Source organism: Collinsella sp. HCP3S3_E5 (genome assembly GCF_052067635.1).
In the GTDB taxonomy this organism is placed as follows: Bacteria; Actinomycetota; Coriobacteriia; order Coriobacteriales; family Coriobacteriaceae; genus Collinsella.
In genome coordinates this window covers 87,541-104,300 of the sequence record NZ_JBQHQF010000005.1, presented here as the reverse complement: position 1 = coordinate 104,300, position 16,760 = coordinate 87,541, and the positions used below count along the sequence as shown (strand labels likewise).

The 16,760-nt window shown below is 60.1% G+C and carries 15 protein-coding genes; 5 read left to right on the top strand and 10 right to left on the bottom strand.

Annotated features, from left to right (window positions below):
- Positions 1-215, bottom strand: a 215-nt coding sequence (locus tag ACTM82_RS02880; protein WP_441088511.1) for a hypothetical protein, incomplete at its 3' end; no start/stop codon positions are given.
- A gap of 257 nt (positions 216-472) precedes the next feature.
- Here ACTM82_RS02880 and istB point away from each other — a divergent pair.
- Positions 473-1,216 carry an IS21-like element helper ATPase IstB gene (istB, locus tag ACTM82_RS02875; RefSeq protein WP_441053981.1) on the top strand — a complete coding sequence of 248 codons (744 nt, stop codon included), beginning with the start codon at positions 473-475 and terminating at the stop codon, positions 1,214-1,216.
- A gap of 72 nt (positions 1,217-1,288) precedes the next feature.
- Complete coding sequence (locus ACTM82_RS02870; protein WP_441053983.1) at positions 1,289-1,855, top strand: transposase; 567 nt, start codon at positions 1,289-1,291, stop codon at positions 1,853-1,855.
- A gap of 383 nt (positions 1,856-2,238) precedes the next feature.
- Here ACTM82_RS02870 and ACTM82_RS02865 read toward each other — a convergent pair whose 3' ends face one another.
- Positions 2,239-3,402, bottom strand: coding sequence for an Abi family protein (locus tag ACTM82_RS02865; protein ID WP_441053985.1), 1,164 nt, complete (start codon positions 3,400-3,402; stop codon positions 2,239-2,241).
- A gap of 365 nt (positions 3,403-3,767) precedes the next feature.
- Here ACTM82_RS02865 and ACTM82_RS02860 point away from each other — a divergent pair, with 365 nt between their 5' ends.
- Positions 3,768-4,391 (top strand): virulence RhuM family protein, encoded by a 624-nt coding sequence (locus tag ACTM82_RS02860; protein WP_441053987.1) that lies wholly within the window; start codon positions 3,768-3,770, stop codon positions 4,389-4,391.
- 267 nt (positions 4,392-4,658) lie between these two features.
- The gene (locus ACTM82_RS02855) at positions 4,659-5,351 is read left to right on the top strand and encodes a Mu transposase domain-containing protein (RefSeq protein WP_441053989.1); all 693 of its coding nucleotides are present in this window, start codon (positions 4,659-4,661) and stop codon (positions 5,349-5,351) included.
- Between the two features lie 853 nt (positions 5,352-6,204).
- Here ACTM82_RS02855 and ACTM82_RS02850 read toward each other — a convergent pair.
- The 8 genes from ACTM82_RS02850 to ACTM82_RS02815 form a co-directional block, all read right to left on the bottom strand.
- Complete coding sequence (locus ACTM82_RS02850; RefSeq protein WP_441053991.1) at positions 6,205-6,354, bottom strand: hypothetical protein; 150 nt, start codon at positions 6,352-6,354, stop codon at positions 6,205-6,207.
- Positions 6,355-6,513: 159 nt separating this feature from the next.
- Positions 6,514-7,686: an IS110 family transposase gene (locus ACTM82_RS02845; protein WP_441088510.1), complete on the bottom strand. Its 1,173-nt coding sequence runs from the start codon at positions 7,684-7,686 to the stop codon at positions 6,514-6,516.
- A 359-nt stretch (positions 7,687-8,045) separates the two neighbouring features.
- Entirely contained in the window at positions 8,046-8,318 is a 273-nt protein-coding gene (locus ACTM82_RS02840) for a hypothetical protein (protein ID WP_441088509.1), read from the bottom strand.
- 120 nt (positions 8,319-8,438) lie between these two features.
- Positions 8,439-10,925: a glycosyltransferase family 2 protein gene (locus ACTM82_RS02835; protein ID WP_441053997.1), complete on the bottom strand. Its 2,487-nt coding sequence runs from the start codon at positions 10,923-10,925 to the stop codon at positions 8,439-8,441.
- Positions 10,926-11,993, bottom strand: a complete 1,068-nt coding sequence (locus ACTM82_RS02830; RefSeq protein WP_441053999.1) for a glycosyltransferase family 2 protein — start codon at positions 11,991-11,993, stop codon at positions 10,926-10,928.
- Between the two features lie 12 nt (positions 11,994-12,005).
- Complete coding sequence (locus ACTM82_RS02825; RefSeq protein WP_441054001.1) at positions 12,006-13,124, bottom strand: glycosyltransferase family 2 protein; 1,119 nt, start codon at positions 13,122-13,124, stop codon at positions 12,006-12,008.
- 74 nt (positions 13,125-13,198) lie between these two features.
- A complete protein-coding gene (locus ACTM82_RS02820; protein WP_441054003.1) occupies positions 13,199-14,239 on the bottom strand; it encodes a glycosyltransferase family 2 protein in 1,041 nt (346 codons plus the stop codon).
- 6 nt (positions 14,240-14,245) lie between these two features.
- Positions 14,246-15,349 carry a glycosyltransferase gene (locus tag ACTM82_RS02815; RefSeq protein ID WP_441054005.1) on the bottom strand — a complete coding sequence of 368 codons (1,104 nt, stop codon included), beginning with the start codon at positions 15,347-15,349 and terminating at the stop codon, positions 14,246-14,248.
- A 111-nt stretch (positions 15,350-15,460) separates the two neighbouring features.
- On the opposite strand from ACTM82_RS02815, the gene ACTM82_RS02810 reads away from it, so the two are divergent.
- Positions 15,461-16,591, top strand: a complete 1,131-nt coding sequence (locus ACTM82_RS02810; protein WP_441054007.1) for an acyltransferase family protein — start codon at positions 15,461-15,463, stop codon at positions 16,589-16,591.
- Positions 16,592-16,760: the final 169 nt, after the last annotated feature.

Genomic DNA, 16,760 nt, shown 5'->3' with positions numbered 1-16,760 from the left:
CAAAGCCAAAGAGAGAAAGAGGCACGCCTTTGCCAAACCTGAAACCTTTCCTTGCCACGTGTGAAAAGAACCGCTGCCTCAATTGAAAGCCCGAGCTTGACACAAACACCCAGGGCCTTCGGGGAGGGCCCCGCGGTCCGGAACCCCCTCTCGCTCGTGCCCGCCATCATCGCCAGGCCGAGGGCCTTCGGGGAGTCGACGATCAGGCGCGACATGCCGCCGGGGCTCGTCGAGGGGATCGACCGGATGGACTCCGCCGGCAGGAGGCGCACGCTCAGGTCGATCGGCCGGGCGAGCGAGTCCTCGGGCTTCGAGGCGGCATGCGAGGCGGCGCTCAGGGTCGTCGAGGGCGGCCGCGTCCCCGACGACGCCACGGTCGACGTGCTGGCGAGGCGTATCGCGGGAGGCGGCGGCGGGGCCGGCGGGGCCGACCTGTCGGTCTACGACGGGTTCCTGAAGGGGGCGGTCGCCGATGGCCGCTGGCGAGGAGCTGGCCCGCAGGGTCGTGGAGGCCGGGCGGTCGTGCTCGCTCACCACCGCCGTCCTGGAGGAGTGGTCGAGGCTCGGCACCCCGAAACAGGTGGAGTACCTGGCGGGCTACCTCGAGGCGGAGAGGTCCAGCCGCGAGGCCTCGAAGCGCGCGACGCTGCTCAGGCGCTGCGCGCTGCCGGCGCCCAAGACCTTCGACGGCTACGACTGGTCGGCCGTGTCGTGGCCGGAGGGCATGGGGCGCGAGTCGCTGCTCGCGCTCGACTTCGTCGAGCGCAGGGAGGACCTCGTGCTCATGGGCGACGTCGGCACCGGCAAGACGCACATGGCGTCGGCCCTCTGCGCGCTGGCGTGCGAGAGGAGGCTCGAGGCGCGCTTCTTCACGGCGTCCTCGCTCGTGATGCGCCTGAGGCGCGCCCGCGACGACGGGAGGCTCGACCGGGAGGCCGCGCTCATCGGCAAGGCCCGCCTGCTCGTCATCGACGAGCTCGGGTTTCTCCCGCTCGACTCGGACGGGGCGAGGCTGCTCTTCCAGGTCTTCGCCGACGCATACGAGAGGCAGTCGGTGGTAATCACCACGAACCTGGAGTTCAGCAGGTGGGGGTCGGTGTTCGGGGACGACCAGATGGCCGCCGCCGTGATCGACCGCATCGTCCACCACGGGAGGCTCGTCCAGTTCCGCGGCGAGTCCTACCGCGTCCGCCATGCCCTCATGCAGGAGGGCTAGCCGCTCAAAAAGCGTGCGCGCTTCCGATGCTCAGGCTGCTCAATTTCCGATGATCTTTTTGCTCAAATCCTCTTGACGAAACACAAGCCCGACGACGCCGCCTACGAGCACTACCGCGACTGCGTGCGGCGCTGCGAGGAGGCCCGGGACGCGCTCGCGCGCAGGGTCGCCGAATCCGCCGCGCGCCCGGAATGGAGGCCGGTCGTCGACGCGCTCAGGTGCGTGAAGGGCATCGACGTCGCCACCGCGCACCTGCTCGCCTGCGAGATGGGCGACCCCGCCCGGTTCCCGAACGCGCCGTCGTTCGCCTCGTGGTGCGGGCTCGCGCCCTCGGAGCACTCGAGCGGCGAGTCCTCGTCGAGGGGCGGGATAACCCGCACGGGCAACGCCCACGTGCGGTCGGCGCTCGTCGAGTCCGCCTGGCACGTCCCGATGTCCTCGCGCGGCCCGAAGCCCCTCGCGCCCGGCCAGGAGGCCGCCCCCGCGGTGCGGCGCCACGCGACGAAGTGCAACCGCAGGCTGATCGACCGCAGGGAGGCCATGGCCGCCGCCGGCAAGAGGCCGTGCGTGGCCAACTGCGCCACGGCGCGCGAGATGGCGTGCTGGGTGTGGGCCATAGCCGGGATGGCGGCGGCGTAGCGCGCCGCCGCCCCCGGACACGGGCTCCGACCCCGGCGCGCGCCGCGCTCGAGGCCGTTGGGAGGCCACTCGAGTCCCTTTTTTGGGCGGCGGGAGACCGCCATGCCCGCATAAAGACTCCGATTTCGCCGCGAGGCCCCCAGCCGTAGCAACGAGATGCGCAGCCGAGAAGGCCACGCGCGGATATTAGAATGCCGAACGTGCGTCGAGCAGACACGCCCTCCAGCGGCGCGGTCGCCGGGTGAAGATAGGTAGGCCCGGCCGTGCGCGGTAGCTCCGCGGACGGCCGGGCCGGTTTTGCCTCTTGACAATGTTCAACTCATATTAAAAGAGAGGGACCGACTGATCGGCCCCTCCCACGGCGTTTCGCCGTTTCTCATCGTTCATTCTAGCACAAGGGAGGAACGTCGCCGCTTGCGCCCGTAGCCATCGAGGAACCCCTCAATATATCCGTATTTCTGCCGATCACCGCTTCCGACGATCATCATGTACGTGTCCACCCCGACAGCGTACTCGAGCTTCTCCAGCTCCCGCAGGCATTTCCGAAGAAATTCTCTGGAACGCTTCTTCTGATGCGTTAGCAAGGTCAATAGATAGGCCAGGAGAACGATGTAGTCGATTATGGAATTGAAATTCAACCTGTATCCGATAGAAAGATCCTCATCGAGAAGCTCGCCAACCGCGGCCAGGTTTCTGTCGTGATTGGGGTACTTGACCGATTGGCTGAACCTCGAATCGAACACCGCCCCGTTGTGGGCGACCGCGTTCCTTAAGGGACGAATCGTCTCGACGATGTTGACGACGATGCCGGAGTTCGCATGTGAGAGACCTAGGTCGCTTGCGATATCGGCGAGGGTTTCATCGGGTAAGCTTCTGCATACGCTTGTGAGATCGCCGAGGGTCATCACCTCAAAAATGCTCCAAACGGGCGCGTCGTCGTCGCGATCGACATAATGCTTCACAAGATCGTTTTTGTAACTCCGTCTCACGATGTTCTGAAGCTGGCTCTTGAGTTTGAGCTTTTCGCTCATCTGCCCGCTCACGACCCTTCCGTTGGAATCCCTGCATGTCCGGAGGCCGCGCTTTAAGAAGGTCACCAGCCCGGGGTCCTCTATGTTCTCAAGTATTCTAGCCAAGACTATGTTTTTAACCGCCGTTTCGATGAACATTATCTCCGGGTAGATTGCCGCCTTGATGGCGGAATCGAACCCGTATATGTCCATGAGGGCATCGAACGAAGGGAGGGGGAGCACGTTTTTGGGCTTTCGGATAAACCGGAAGCCTTTATAGCCATGGAAATAGCCCATGTTTCTCAGCAGTATCTTTCTGTCGCTCCCCCGCAAATCCTCCATGCCGTGATTCGTCCTCATGTGCTTCATGAGAGAATTAATGCTCATGCCCTTCTTCATCGAACCTCCCTTGGCCTCCTTCAAGGAAATTAAATCCCCGCACGCTTCGACGGGGCGAGCCTGTCGTTGGCGGCGGCCTATTTCGCCGCCTATCTCCGAGACCGGGTGTGCCGCTAGGAGAAGGACGATCCTATCCATATGATCACCCCCCTGCCTCGTGGAACCGCGGCCCGGATTGCCGCGGGCTTCGGAGAGCAAGGCGGAGGACGACTCACCCCGTGTCCATGACTAATTATATCAGAAATACGTACGCATGTTCGTGTTTCGCGGTACGCCGTCTTTAGCAAACTAGACAGGGCGAAAGTCGCTTCGGAGGCCCCCAATGGTACGAAGCGCCAGCGCCGCAGAGATATTTATCGCTCCGACCCTGGCTTAGCTGGCGCTCGCGACGCCGGCTGACCGGCGGGATGCCGGTTGAAGCTACGTAGTACCGGCATGCTGAAACCACTCGCCCTCCGGCGTGCGGACCATGGCATACCGACTAAACTGAGGGGGCATACATCATGGACAATTCCAACGCAAACCAGCAGATCGCTTTGTACGAGGACCCCGACCACGCAGTCCACCTTGACGTGCGCGTCGACGGCGACACGGTCTGGCTGACCCAGCAGCGGATGGCGACGTTGTTCGGGCGCGACGTCACAACGATTCGCAAGCATCTAAAATCAGCATCCAAAGAAGAGCTTTCCGACATTCCAACTAGTGCATTTTTTTCACTAGTTCAAAACGAGGGCACGAGGACGGTCAAACGTCAGGTCGAGCACTACAATCTCGACATGATCATCTCGGTTGGCTACCGCGTGAAATCCCAGCAGGGCGTGTACTTCCGCCGATGGGCAAATGGCGTGCTCAAGCAGCACCTCCTGCAGGGCTACTCCGTCAACCAGAAAAGGCTCGCCTCCTCGGCGGCGAAGCACTCCGCCCTCGACCCCTCGCGCTTGGAGAACGGCCTGGCGTTGTGCTCCGCGACCTTCGCGGCGACCGCGGCGCGCAGGGACGCCATGTCGGTGAACACCTCATTGCGCAGCGCGCCGATCACGTACGTGGCGGCACGCCACACCTCGTTCTCGGCGCTCGCCTTGTCGCGGGGCCTGCGGACCCTCGCCGACATGACCGCCGACCCGTAGTGGGCGACGAGGTCCTCGTACGCGGCGTTGAGCACGACCTCGCCCTCCCTCGGGTGGGCGGTGACGCCGGTCTTGAGGTTGTCGGGCACGACGCCTACGAGGCGCTCGGCGAGCACTACATGACGGCGATCATGCCCGCCCAGGTCAGGAAGCCGAAGCAGAAGGCGTCCGCTGAGGGACCGTCAAGGACGCCGCGACCTGGGTGGTCGCCCAGCTGCGCAACCGCACCTTCGCCAGCCTCGACGAGGTGGCGCTCGCGGTGCGGAAATGCAACGCCGCGTACAACGCCACCCCTTCCAGAAGCGGGAGGGCAGCCGCGACTCCGTGTTCAGGGAGGCCGAGGCCGGGCAGCTCAGGCCGCTGCCCGACGTCCGCTACGACGTCGCCGAATGGGTGTACAACCGCTCGGTCAACCTCGACTTCCGCGTCGTCTACGCCATGAACCGCTACTCCGTCCCGTACCGCTACGCGGGCCGCAAGGTCGACCTCAAGGTCGGCGAGTCGACGACGTCAATCTACCACGCCGGCGAGCGCATCGCCACGCACAAGCTGCTACCCTCCTACGTGCGCAGCGGCTACTCGACCGACGAGTTCCACATGTCCGGCGCGTTCCTCAGGCCGGAATGGGACGACGCGGTCATCAGGGGCTGGGCGAAGCGCGTGGGGCCCAGCTGCGCGGCGGTGATGGAGCGCATCTTCGGCCGCGCGAAGTTCATGGAGCAGGCTTATACCCCGGCGCTCTCCGTGCTGAACCCGTCGAAGAGGTACGGGGAGGAGCGCCTGGAGGTGGCATGGGCCCACGCGCTGCCGAAGCTGACGTCGCCCCGCTACAAGCACCTGAAGGCCATACTCGATTCCGGGCTCGACGAGCCGACCGCGGCAAGGCCGGCAAGGAATCCGCGCGGGCCGGAATCCGATCCGAGGGGCCACGTGCGCAGGGCCGACTACTACAGGGAATAGGGGGTTTGCGATGATCGAAGAGGAGACCAGGAGGAATCGATCTGGACGACGTCAACATGCGCAAGCTGCTTGCCGAAAAGAAATAGCTATACGCAAGCCGCAAAACGCGTGAAACGCAAACGGCGTGGGCTCCGATTTCCAAAGTGCGAAACGGACGGTGCTCACGCGTGAAATAATCAACCCCACTCCCCTTTGCCGAGGTCTCTAAAGGACAGGCCATTCCAAGCGTTCTAGACAACAAATGGAGAAGGAAGCGACTGACAGTCGCCTCAAGGGGGTAAGATAGCTCAAGCTCCTTAGCGCCGCTATCGCGCTGGTGGACTCCATCCTCGAGATGTTTCTAACACTCGAGACCTCAATGGAGGGAGGGGTCACCATGATCGATATCCTAAATATGGTCACGGCGGGGGCTAGCGGGGGCGCCGGCACTTGATAGCGGCGACCGGAGGCCCTTTTGCGGTTCAATCCCGCAAGCCCCCGCCACCCCTTACATCAGAACAACCCTGCGGCTGAACGGATGAGGAAGAAGGATACACCGCCGCAACAAGAAACAGCGTCCACGCACCAGCTTATAAATACGAACCAACCAAGTGGTTAAAGATGGCTCTAGGCGGCGATATCGCTGGAGCGGATAGCTACCGTAAACAGAGCATCCCGACGCAAGCCTGCGAAGTACTACGTGAGCCCATCAACGAGAACCTAACAAGAAACGAACCGCTTGATTTGTATTACGCTTGTAGAGCGTGACAAGCTACATAAAGCCAAATGGCTCGAAGCGCAGGTTGAACCTAAGCTTCGAGCCGTTTTTTTGGGATACGAAGTTCCAGACCATAACGACCGCGGTGGCACCAATCTACACCAGACGATAGTCAAACCCCAGCACAGGCATGGCAAACTTCGCAGCGGTTTTAGAGCTAGTAGGCATACCAATAAAATCGCCATCGTACAAAATGGCGTTACCAACAGACGCAAGCGCGCAGCCGGCCCCGGAAACTCGTTTCATGGAAAATCCCCCCGATCTAGCAACGGTTTGAAGTCTACTAGATTGGGGGGTGTTCCTATAGTTTTGTCAACTGGGAAATGCTCTCCGTGCGACCGAATCGCGGCATGCTGACGCCAGGCCATTCGGCCGGTGGGCTTCAGTCTGTTCGGTGCGTTTCGGCTAGGCTGCGTAAGGCACCCTGTCTCGCATGACCGCGTAGATGACCTTCAGTCTCTTTCGCGCCAGCGCCTTGAGCGCCTTGCCGTGCGACATGCCCCGCTCCCGGCACCTGGTGTAGTAGTCGCCCCATCTCCCCTCTGTCCGGGTAAGGCAGTTACATGAGAATATGAGCAGGTTCTTCAGCCTCTTGTTGCCTTGGCGCGATGCCGTCACCGAGGAGATCGAGGTTCCCGACTGGCGGTTGCGCGGCGCCAGGCCGCAGTACGACGCGAGCCTGTCGTGACTGGGGAAGTCTTCGATGTCGATGGAGATCGCGAGCTCGGAAGCGGTTTTGGGCCCGATGCCCGGCACCGTCAGGAGGCATCGGTAGGTATCGTCGCCCTCGAGCAGGGCGGAGATCTCCGCCGTGATCGCCTCGATCTCCGCCGAGTTCTCGGATATCCTGCGCGCGAGCAGTTTCACCGCCCGGTCCTCGGCGGCGACGACCGACGCATCCGGCCTTGTCGAGGAAGTTGTCGAGCGGACGAGGGCCTCGATCTTACCGCGCGCCGCCCCACGCGTGAGCGCCGCCGCCCTGCGGGGCCCGGCGTCGGCTACCGACCAGGCCCCGCCGAGGGATGCCATGAGCCTCAGCTGGGGCCCGTCGGACAGGTCGACCAGCGCCTCGAAGGCGGGGCACGATTCCAGCAGGATGCTGCGCAGCCGGTTCTTATTCCTAGTGTTCTCGCAGGTCAGGAAGTTCCTCTGGGCGGCCAGCGCCCTCGCCGCCGCAATCGTCGGGCCTGGGTCTCCGACCGGCAGGAGCGCGTCGGGGATGCCAAGCGCCGTCTTCGCGATGACCATCGCGTCTCGCTCGTCGGTCTTGGCGTCGCCGGCGAAGAGCCTGGCGGCCCCGTGCGCCGCGAGTCCCGGCAGGTACGCCGCCGACATCCCGGCCGCCCTGGCGCGGGCGAGCGCGAGGGCGCCTATGTTGCGCGACTGGTCGACGACCACGAGCGCATCGGGGAAGCGGCCGAACAGCGAGTCCAGGTCGTCCTCCCTGTTCGCGACGGGGGCGCTCAACAGCACCTCGCCATCTCGAGTCGCGACGCATGCCCAGTGGGACGATTTCCCGACATCGAGCCCGATGACGGCTTCCGGCATTCTAGTTGGTGCCACGGTGGTATCCTCCAATCGGTAGGCCGATCGGAACCCCTCCCCGCGACACCCACATTACCTGGCCGTGGCGCTTGCGCCCGGCAGTTTCCTATCAGTCGTCCGGAGCGGCGAGCGCCCCCGGTGGCAACACCCCCCGGGCCCTCTACGGGGCAGGGGCAGACGGCCATCCGGAGGCGCCCGATCGGCGGCCCCTCGGGGCTTGCCCGTATCGTAGGCAATGCGCCGAATGCTCGCCATCGAAATTTATCGATGGCCTATTTCAGACTGTAATGGGGACGCGAGCCAAGTCGACAAGGGCAGTTAACCGGCGGCTATTCATGCCTCGATTTAGAACCGCTCGAGAATCTCCGCGGCGTTCTCTCGCAGATAGATATCTAGGTCCGGCACGGCAAACTGCACGTAGCCCTCTGCGGAGCTTGAATAACCTCTCTTTGAAGCAGTTTAGCCCTAATAGAGCTGACCTCATTGGTCTTTTTACCCATGCGTTTAGCAATCTCAGATGATTTGGACTGCTGCTTATCCTCGCACATGGCCAAAAGGTATTTGGTATCGTTGAGTCCAAGTCCAGAAATCGCGGGCTCGTGAACAACATCGTGAAAACGAGCCTCTGCCAGCGCAATGCCCTCGATAACATCGCGCTCGCTCACGTTGGCACTTTTGACACGATGCAAGTTGGCGCGCTGCCAAATAGAGTAACCGACCAGTTGCACCAGATAGGCATAGCCCTTCGTGGTCTTAGCGGCTCTCGACAGCAGTTAAACCATTGTCTAAAGCGAGAAGTACTCACTCTCGGCAGATAGGTTCGACCCCAACCACGGATCGCCCGTCAAGAAGAACCCCGGCCAACGCTTCATGAACAGCGCCTGCTCGCGCTTCCAGCGGTGCAGTTTTTCCTCGTTGGCCTCTTCCCTGCCGCGTGAGGTGAACTCGTAGTGGTACAGCTCGGCATAGGGCGTAAAGATGGTGCGGTAGCCCGCCTCCCGCACGCGCAGGCAAAAGTCCGCATCGTTAAAGCCGACGGCGAATTCCTCGTTGTAGCCTCCGACCCGCTCAAATACGTCGCGTCGGACCATCTGGCAGGCACCCGTCACGGCACTAAAGTTACCGGGGCGCACAGCGCGGGCAAGATAGCCCTCGCGCTTAGCCGAGAAGTCCTGATTGGCATGAGCAAGTGCGCCACGCACGCCAACCAAAATGCCAGCGTGCTGCACCAGATGATCGGCAAAATAGAGCTTGGCACCCACCACGCCCGCATCGGGACGTTGCAGATAACCCATCATCTCTTCAATAAAATCGGGGCTTATGACCTCGGTATCGTTGTTCAGCAGCAGCAGGTAATCGCCCTTGGCATGCTCAACGCCAAAGTTGATGATCTGGGAGTAATTGAACTCGCCCGGCCAGTACACAACACGTGCGCCACCTTTACCTTCGGATGCTGCAGCCACGCGCTCTGGCAGGGTTTCGTAATACGCAAACGTCTCCGGGGCCTCGCTGTTGTTCTCCACCAAGACGATCTCGTAATTGGTATACGTGGCCTTCTGGGCGATCGACATCACACAGGCGTCGAGCGTCTCAACGTGGTCCTTGGTGGGAATCACAATACTCACCAGCGGCGCAGACTCCGGCAGCGCATAGCGCATGCGGTAAACAAACGGCGTCTCGGTCTCCTCGACCGCTCCATGAACGCCCAGTGCGTTAAAGTGGCGCTGAAGCGCAAGGCGCCCGGCCTCAACCGCATACGGCTTGCTATCGGCAGAACCGTCGGCGGTGGAACCAGGGTGTACGCGCCAGTGATACAACACGTGGGCAATATGCTCAAACCGTGCGCCCGATGCAAGGCAGCGAAGCGTCAGATCATAATCCTGGGCGCCCGCGACGTCTTCCGGCGACATGCCAATGCGATCGATAAGCGCCTTCTCCACCATCAGAAAATGCGTCACGCAGTTATGGCTATAGAGCAGGTCAACGTTGAGCTGCGTCTTAAAGACCGGCTGACCCCACTCCCCCGTTTTCCGAAACATGTCCTCGTCACAGAACAGGACCTGCGGACGCTCCCCCTCTGCCGCCTTGTTCAATGCGGCGACATAGTGGAACAACGCATCCGGCTCCAGAATGTCGTCATGGTCCAAAAATGCGATGTAGTCGCCCGACGCTTGTTGAATGCCAGCGTTGGTGTTGAGCACAATGCCGCCGTTGCCAGGCAGCTCAATACGATGAACCCGTTCGTCATTGGCGTCGGCCGCAAGCTTGGCCACCGCATCCCATTCGGGCGAGGCGTCCATAAGCAGCAATTCCCAGTTGTCATAGCTCTGAGATAGCACCGAGTCCAGCAGCTCGTGCAGATAGACCCGATCGGTCTTATAGCACGGCACCACAATGCTCACGAGCGGTCGGTAGGCAAATGCCGCCGCGACGACGCACTGGCACGCCAGGTCGCCCGGCCTTGCGCGATGCTGCTCAAACCAGCGTCGATAAGCAGCGTCATCCGCACGCGCATCTTTCATGCGGTTCCAACTGTCGTCGACCATGCCGTTGTATAAACGACCATCCATGGCACAAAAACCACTCTGAGTCTGCTCCGTGGGATCGCTCACAATCGCGACAAAATCTCGTATATCCAGAGGCATCTCCACGCTCAGATACGTTTTATTGACGCGACAACCGTTTTGCTGGAGAACATCGACCTGCGACTCAAACACATGCACGGTGGCATCAATCGCATTCATGTGCGTATCGAAAATCTGGAGCTCAGGAGCGCACTGGGGGTCTCCCGCCCACTTTACCTCATAGCGCCAGACGGCGCCCTCATCTGCCGGTAAATAACGAACGGCATCGATCTCGTAGCGACCGCAGCACTCGCCACGCTGCGCATCGCGAACGAGCGCGCACATCGCAGGCTTTGCCTTGTAGTTAATCTTAGATTCAAGCTTGGCAATACGACTATCAAGGCGAAGAGAGCCCAGCCTTTTGCCGCCGGACACAAATGAGACATCAATTGTAGAGCCGTCCATAAACGGAAGCACCAAGACGACGAGCTCACGCTCATAATCGGCAACGGAGGGGCAAAGCGCAAGCACGCGGCCATGATCGACCGGCAGTGACAAAGACGGCACGCAAGCGCCGTTGGTCGTCGCGTGAGCAAAGGCCTGGGAACCCTCCTGCTCAATAAGCCCCGCGATATCCTGGCCGACAAAGCGAAGCAGGACGAACAGACGACCCTGACTGCGGCAAAGCGCCAAACGCTTGATACTCATCTACACTTCTCGCTTTCCCAGAGCGTTCGCAGCCATGCGCTTGCACGCGCCCAGGCGCCCAAACCTCAAGACGTCGTAATCGAACATGAGCTTTTTGCACGAACGAGCAGCAGGCGCCTTACCAACAAGTGCCGTACGCACCATAGCGGCAACAGAAGGAGCGCATTGTGCGAGCGCAGCATCGCTGCCCACGGCAGAACCGGCAAGCGCCGTGACAACGGCAGCAAACACCTTGCCGCAGTCCGTACCCAACAGCCTGAGCACATCGTACAGCACCAGATCGCATAGAAAGTACGCCAGGTCATCGGCATGCTGGGCATCGAGACCGTCGCGTTGCCAGTCAGCCAGCACCGCGGAGTAAATCTTCACGTGCTCCAGCAAGCGCGTCTCGTCGTCATAGCGCATGGTGTCCATGAGCGAACCTTTGCGTGCCACGCGATAGTCGTACAGCTTGTTCGAGATAAGCGCGGTCTTACGCGAACGACCGTACACGGCAAAATCGAAGACCTGGTCCTCGCCATACTTAACGGTTTCATCAAACACGATCCCGCTACCCAGCAAAAAAGCGCGCTTGCAGGCGGTGCGCCATGCAAAAGGGCGAGACGCTTCCTTAAACAGCAGGTCGGAGCTATAGCCCTCAAACGAAACGTCGCGTGGACTCAGCACATAGTTAAGCCACGGATACCCCGCGTCGAGCGGATACGGGTTTGCGCCAAAGGTCAAAACGTCGCAGTCCTCGCGCTCAAAGGCATCGACGATCACACGGCATGCATCGGACGTAAAGCGGTCGTCAGAATCCAAGAACGCTACGATAGGAGCCAAGGACGCAGCGATACCCGCATTTCGGGCGCTCGACAGACCACCGTTGGGCTTATCGACCAGCTTAAAGCGCGTATCCTTTTCGCAATAGGCAGCGGCGATGTCGCGCGACCCATCAGGCGAGCCATCGTTAACCAGCACACCTTCCCAATCGGACATATCCTGCGCGAGCAGGGAGTCCAGGCACCATGCCAGACAATCCTCCACCTTGTAGATGGGAACGACAACGGAAATCTTAGGGGTAACCATAATCACGCGCTCCTACTGTGCCGCCGGCACGTCATCGGGATGCGGGTTATTGCCATAGGCATGCTGATACGTCAGCACGCGCCAGACCAGCGGCAGGCCGCCGATCTTAAAGTAGTGCTTAAATGTATTGAGCTTGCCCGGCTTCTTAAAATCAAAGCGCGAATCGATATAGGTGCGGGGCGACTTGACCATCAAACGCAAGTCGGTCTCGCCGCGCGGATCGAACAGCGACAGGTCAAAGCGACCGGTATCCCAATCGGCCTTGAGCTCCGGAGACGCCTTCTCCCAAAACTGCTCGCGCAGCCCATCGACCAAACGCTCATCATTCCAACGGTACGTATCGACCTTCATGCGCATTAAAATGCCCTGAAGCCGAGCCTTAAGCTCGGGGCGTTCATCCAAAAAGCGCTGCATCTCGGCATATTCGTCGCACACGCAAAATACCTTGTTGGGCGAATTAACGGAGCTCTTCTCGTTATCCTGGCGATAGCACAAAATGGGGTCCGCAATAAACGCGGCACGCTCGGCGCATGCCCAGACCTTAAAGTTAAAACCCGCATCCTGATACGAGGCACCCGGCGTGGGAAGAAACCGAATCTGATTGTCGTTAAGGAACTCGCGTCGATAGATGGCAGACCAAATGGAAGGCTTGCGGTAGAAGATACCCGGACGATCGGCGGGGCGATACGCGGCGCCCGTCATATGCTCGTCGATAATCCCAAACAGCTCACGGCGCTCGCTGGGCGCAGACCAGTACAAGTAAAAGTCGCCCTTAACGACATCGGCATGCTCAGCATCGGCCTTGGCGACCAGCTTTTGGAGCGAATCCTCAAACATAAAGTCGTCGGACTCAAGGATGCCCACGTACTCGCCGCGTGCCATCTCTAGACCGCGGTTCATCGAGTCGCCGTAGCCGCTGTTGGCCTTGTCGATCATCTTTACACGGGGGTCGCGCTCCATGTACTCGCGGATGATATCTGGCGAGCTATCGGTAGAACCGTCGTTGATGCAGATGATCTCGATGTCCTTGAGCGTCTGCGCCATGACTGAATCGAGGCACTCGCGCAGGTAGCGCTCAACATTGCAGATGGGAACAAGCAGCGAAACTTTAGGGGTATCAGAGTTCTGCAAGAGAACCTCCTGTTGAATAGTGTGTAACAGGGTTATTTTAGCAGCCGAGTTGCGGCGGGCGGCAGCGCCCAGAATTAGATAAAGCGTTCCAGGCAGGCCTTAAGACCGCGGGTCGAAAGATAGAACAGCGTGGCATCTGCCATCGAAACGCCCGAGGTCGCCGCTACGAGCTTATGGGCAACACGGCGAACGGCGCCCTTGGCAGGCATATCCGCCCACTCCGATCCCAAAAACGTCGTGAGGTCCATGTTGACGCGAGCCGCCACGCGATGGAAGTCATCGGCATCCAAGCGTGCCAGGTCGAACACAATGAGGTCCAAAAACCAAGTTATCAGCTCGCCGGGGCACAAGTCCAAAAGACCGTAGGCCGCCCAGTCCTCCAAGACCTCCTCGAGCATCCTCATATGGGCGTCGAGCTTTTTAGCGCGGGCCTCGGCGCTGTTGAACTCGTGCGTTGCCGAGTCGTTCTCCATCACGTAGTGGTAGAACTTGTCCGGCATGACAACGGTCTTGCGGGCAAGCGCATAGGCCGCAAATTGGAAGACGACGTCCTCGCCCAAGGCCAAGCCGGGAGCAAAGCGAATGCCTTCGCGATTGAGCAGCTCGCGCGAAAAAGCCGCACGGCACGCATACGGCTGCGCATTCGCATGGAACAGCAGCTGGGGATCACGAGCGCCGAAGGTACTAGCTTTGGGACCCATGAGTTGCTGGACGCGTTTGGGTGCGGCGTCGGACGGCTCGCAGACGCCGCCAAAAACGGCAACCTCGGCATCCGCGGACGCCATGGCCTGCAGCACGCAGTCGACCGTCTGGGCGTCGATGTAATCGTCGGCGTCCACAAAGAAGACGACCTCGCCCTCGGCCGCATCGATACCGGCATTTCGAGCGCACGAGACGCCAGCGTTTTCTTGGTCAATCACCAGCACACGGCCGTCGGTATGGGCAATCTGGCGCAAGACGCTTAGCGAGCCATCTGCGGACCCGTCGTTAACGCAGATAACCTGAATCGAGCGCTCCGACTGCGCCAACAGCGAATCGAGGCATCGCCGAATCGAGCGTGCCGAGTTGTATACGGGAACGACAATAGTCGCTTTGGGGCTCGTGGCCTCTCCCATGCCGATCTACCCCCTCAGCGATTCGATGAGAAAGGCGGCGACCACGCCAGGGCCTCCAACCGATGCGTAGTACTTGGCACGCCCCAAGGCACCATCCGTCGCAAAACTCGGATGCTCGTCAACCCAGCCCTCAGGATCTTTGAGGATGGCAGCAAGATTCGCGCGCTTCCACGGCTTGAGGTCGTCAAGCGAAAAATCCCCCGCGTCCAAGGCCGCCTGAAATTCCTTGGCCATCTGAACCAGGAACTCCTTATAGAATTTGGGCGCCAGGCGCACGTAGTTCCACATGTACGAATCGTACTTAATGAGCTGATTGAACTTGAGCATGCGGGCGACGTCATCACTTGCGTGGTCGCGAGCATAATCCTCTCGAATCCAACGCTCGATCTCGGCATACTCGGTATTGACGCAAAAGACCTTGGCTGAAGAATTAACCGAGGAATTCTCGTTGTCCTGGCGATACGACAGCACGGCATCATGCAGGTAAATAGCCTTATCGGCACACGCGATCACCTTAAAGGCAAACGACGTGTCCTGAAAGGATGCCCCCGGAGTCGGCAGGAACTTGATGCCGTTGCGCTCAAGAAAATCGCGGCGGTACACGGCCGACCAAATCGACGGCTTTTGCTTAAAGAACTGCGTCGTGTCGCTCGGGTGTACCGGCTTGCCGCAGTCCTTGGGCTTAAACATCTCGTGCAGCGAACGGCGCTCCTCGGGCTTAGACCAGTAGAAGTCAAAATTCGCCTTCGCAAAGTCGGCGTTACTGCTCTCGGCTGCCAAGACCAGCTTCTCCAGCGCATCGGGCGCCATAAAGTCATCGGACTCTAGAATGCCCACGTACTTGCCGCGCGCCATATCGAGCCCGCGGTTCATGGAGTCGCCATATCCGCTGTTAGCCTTATCAATCATCTTCACGCGCGCATCGCGCTCCATGTACTCGCGGATGATATCCGGCGAGCTATCGCTAGAGCCGTCGTTGATGCAAATGATCTCAATGTCTTTGAGCGTCTGCACCACGGCGGAATCGAGGCACTCGCGCAGGTAGCGCTCAACGTTGTAGATGGGAATAAGCAGCGACAGGACAGGGCTGCCAGAGGAATTAGTAGACAAATGTGCTCCTTAGGAAATACCTGTCGTTAATGGTATCAAAGGGTCGTCCAGCCCGCGGGCGTTTATATAATCTATGGAGCCCGCAGGGGCAAACCGATACGAAAGGAAGTCATGCAGCCCAAAGCCGCACGCAACATATCCATCGAAGCGCTGCGCTTATTCGCGGTCGCTGGGATTGCCATATTCCACACGTTTCAGTGGACCTTCCAAGCCGTCTGCACCGGCCTACCGGAATACGCGCTGCTCGCTGCCTTCCCTTACTCCGGCGCGCTCGGCTTTATCAACCTGCTGGGCTGCTGGGCCAACGAGGTCTTCTTTATGATCTCGGGATACTTCCTTATTACTTCGGCTGCTCGCGCCTGGAGCGACGGGGCTACGTGGACGTCGCAACTTCAGCGGACGACGCAGCGCCTTGGCAAAGTCATCTTGCCCACCGCGTTTTATTGCCTCGCGGCACTCGCATGGTCCACAGCCGTCTCCCCCATTCCCGATGTCTCCTTTCACACGCACTATTGGTACACGCTGGGGCTTGAGTTTATCTGGGTCTATGCCGCCACGGTCTTCATGGCGCCATGGTTTGGACTGGCTAATAACCAACTCGGCAAGAAAAGCCACACAGCAGCAGTTGTCGCCGTCGGCGTCCTCGTTTTTATTGTCAATGGCCATCTGGCGACGCAATACTCGGCAAGCAGCGCTGAGTTTTCTTGGCTGCAGAAGATCATGAGCGCCGTCACCTACGTCGTCGCCTTTTTGATGGGAGGGCTGCTCCGCGACTATACCGGGACGACAACTCCGCGCAAAGCGCGCACCGTCGCCAAACGATTGCTTGCAGCAGTTTTGATCATCACGATCGCCCTGGAAGCCGCACTCTCCGCAACCGGTAATCTGTCGGCAATGGCAATGCTTTCCTATAAGTCGACCTCGGTCGTCTCGTTCGCCCTCGCTGCCACCTCGTTGTTCTTTGCGGCAACCCGCGACAATAAATCGAGTAATCCTCACGCCGCGAATGTCATCGTCACCCTATCGACCGCCACGCTCGGTTTCTATGTGATGCAGTCGCTCACCAGTAGCCTGTGGCGTCCAGTCTTCAATACGTTGCTCGCAAACATACTGGTCAGCCAAAACAGCCCGGCAGCTATATGTATCGTCACGGGTACCGTCATTAGCATCGTCTTTGCGCTGACGCTTCTCATCATCGATGCAGCTAGAAGCCTTATCGCTCGCCGGCTCAAGCGGCAATAGACACACTGCCGTCAGACGCTAAAGCCGCTACAGCCATATCAGGTTCCTGCGTTTTATTCAAACCTTGCCAACATGGCGCAGCGACCCTTTACAATAGGTGCCGTCCAACGGACGCATTCGATAGCTTCCGCGCAGCGCTCGCCCGCCGCGCGTGAAAGGATATATTCCC

Coding starts and splice junctions, on each gene's coding strand:
- ACTM82_RS02830 (WP_441053999.1), bottom strand. CDS start 11,993: ATGGTTACCCCTAAGATTTCCGTTGTCGTTCCCATCTACAAGGTGGAG.
- ACTM82_RS02855 (WP_441053989.1), top strand. CDS start 4,659: ATGCAACGCCGCGTACAACGCCACCCCTTCCAGAAGCGGGAGGGCAGC.
- ACTM82_RS02810 (WP_441054007.1), top strand. CDS start 15,461: ATGCAGCCCAAAGCCGCACGCAACATATCCATCGAAGCGCTGCGCTTA.
- ACTM82_RS02865 (WP_441053985.1), bottom strand. CDS start 3,402: ATGGATAGGATCGTCCTTCTCCTAGCGGCACACCCGGTCTCGGAGATA.
- ACTM82_RS02835 (WP_441053997.1), bottom strand. CDS start 10,925: ATGAGTATCAAGCGTTTGGCGCTTTGCCGCAGTCAGGGTCGTCTGTTC.
- ACTM82_RS02850 (WP_441053991.1), bottom strand. CDS start 6,354: ATGAAACGAGTTTCCGGGGCCGGCTGCGCGCTTGCGTCTGTTGGTAAC.
- ACTM82_RS02860 (WP_441053987.1), top strand. CDS start 3,768: ATGGACAATTCCAACGCAAACCAGCAGATCGCTTTGTACGAGGACCCC.
- istB (WP_441053981.1), top strand. CDS start 473: ATGGCCGCTGGCGAGGAGCTGGCCCGCAGGGTCGTGGAGGCCGGGCGG.
- ACTM82_RS02820 (WP_441054003.1), bottom strand. CDS start 14,239: ATGGGAGAGGCCACGAGCCCCAAAGCGACTATTGTCGTTCCCGTATAC.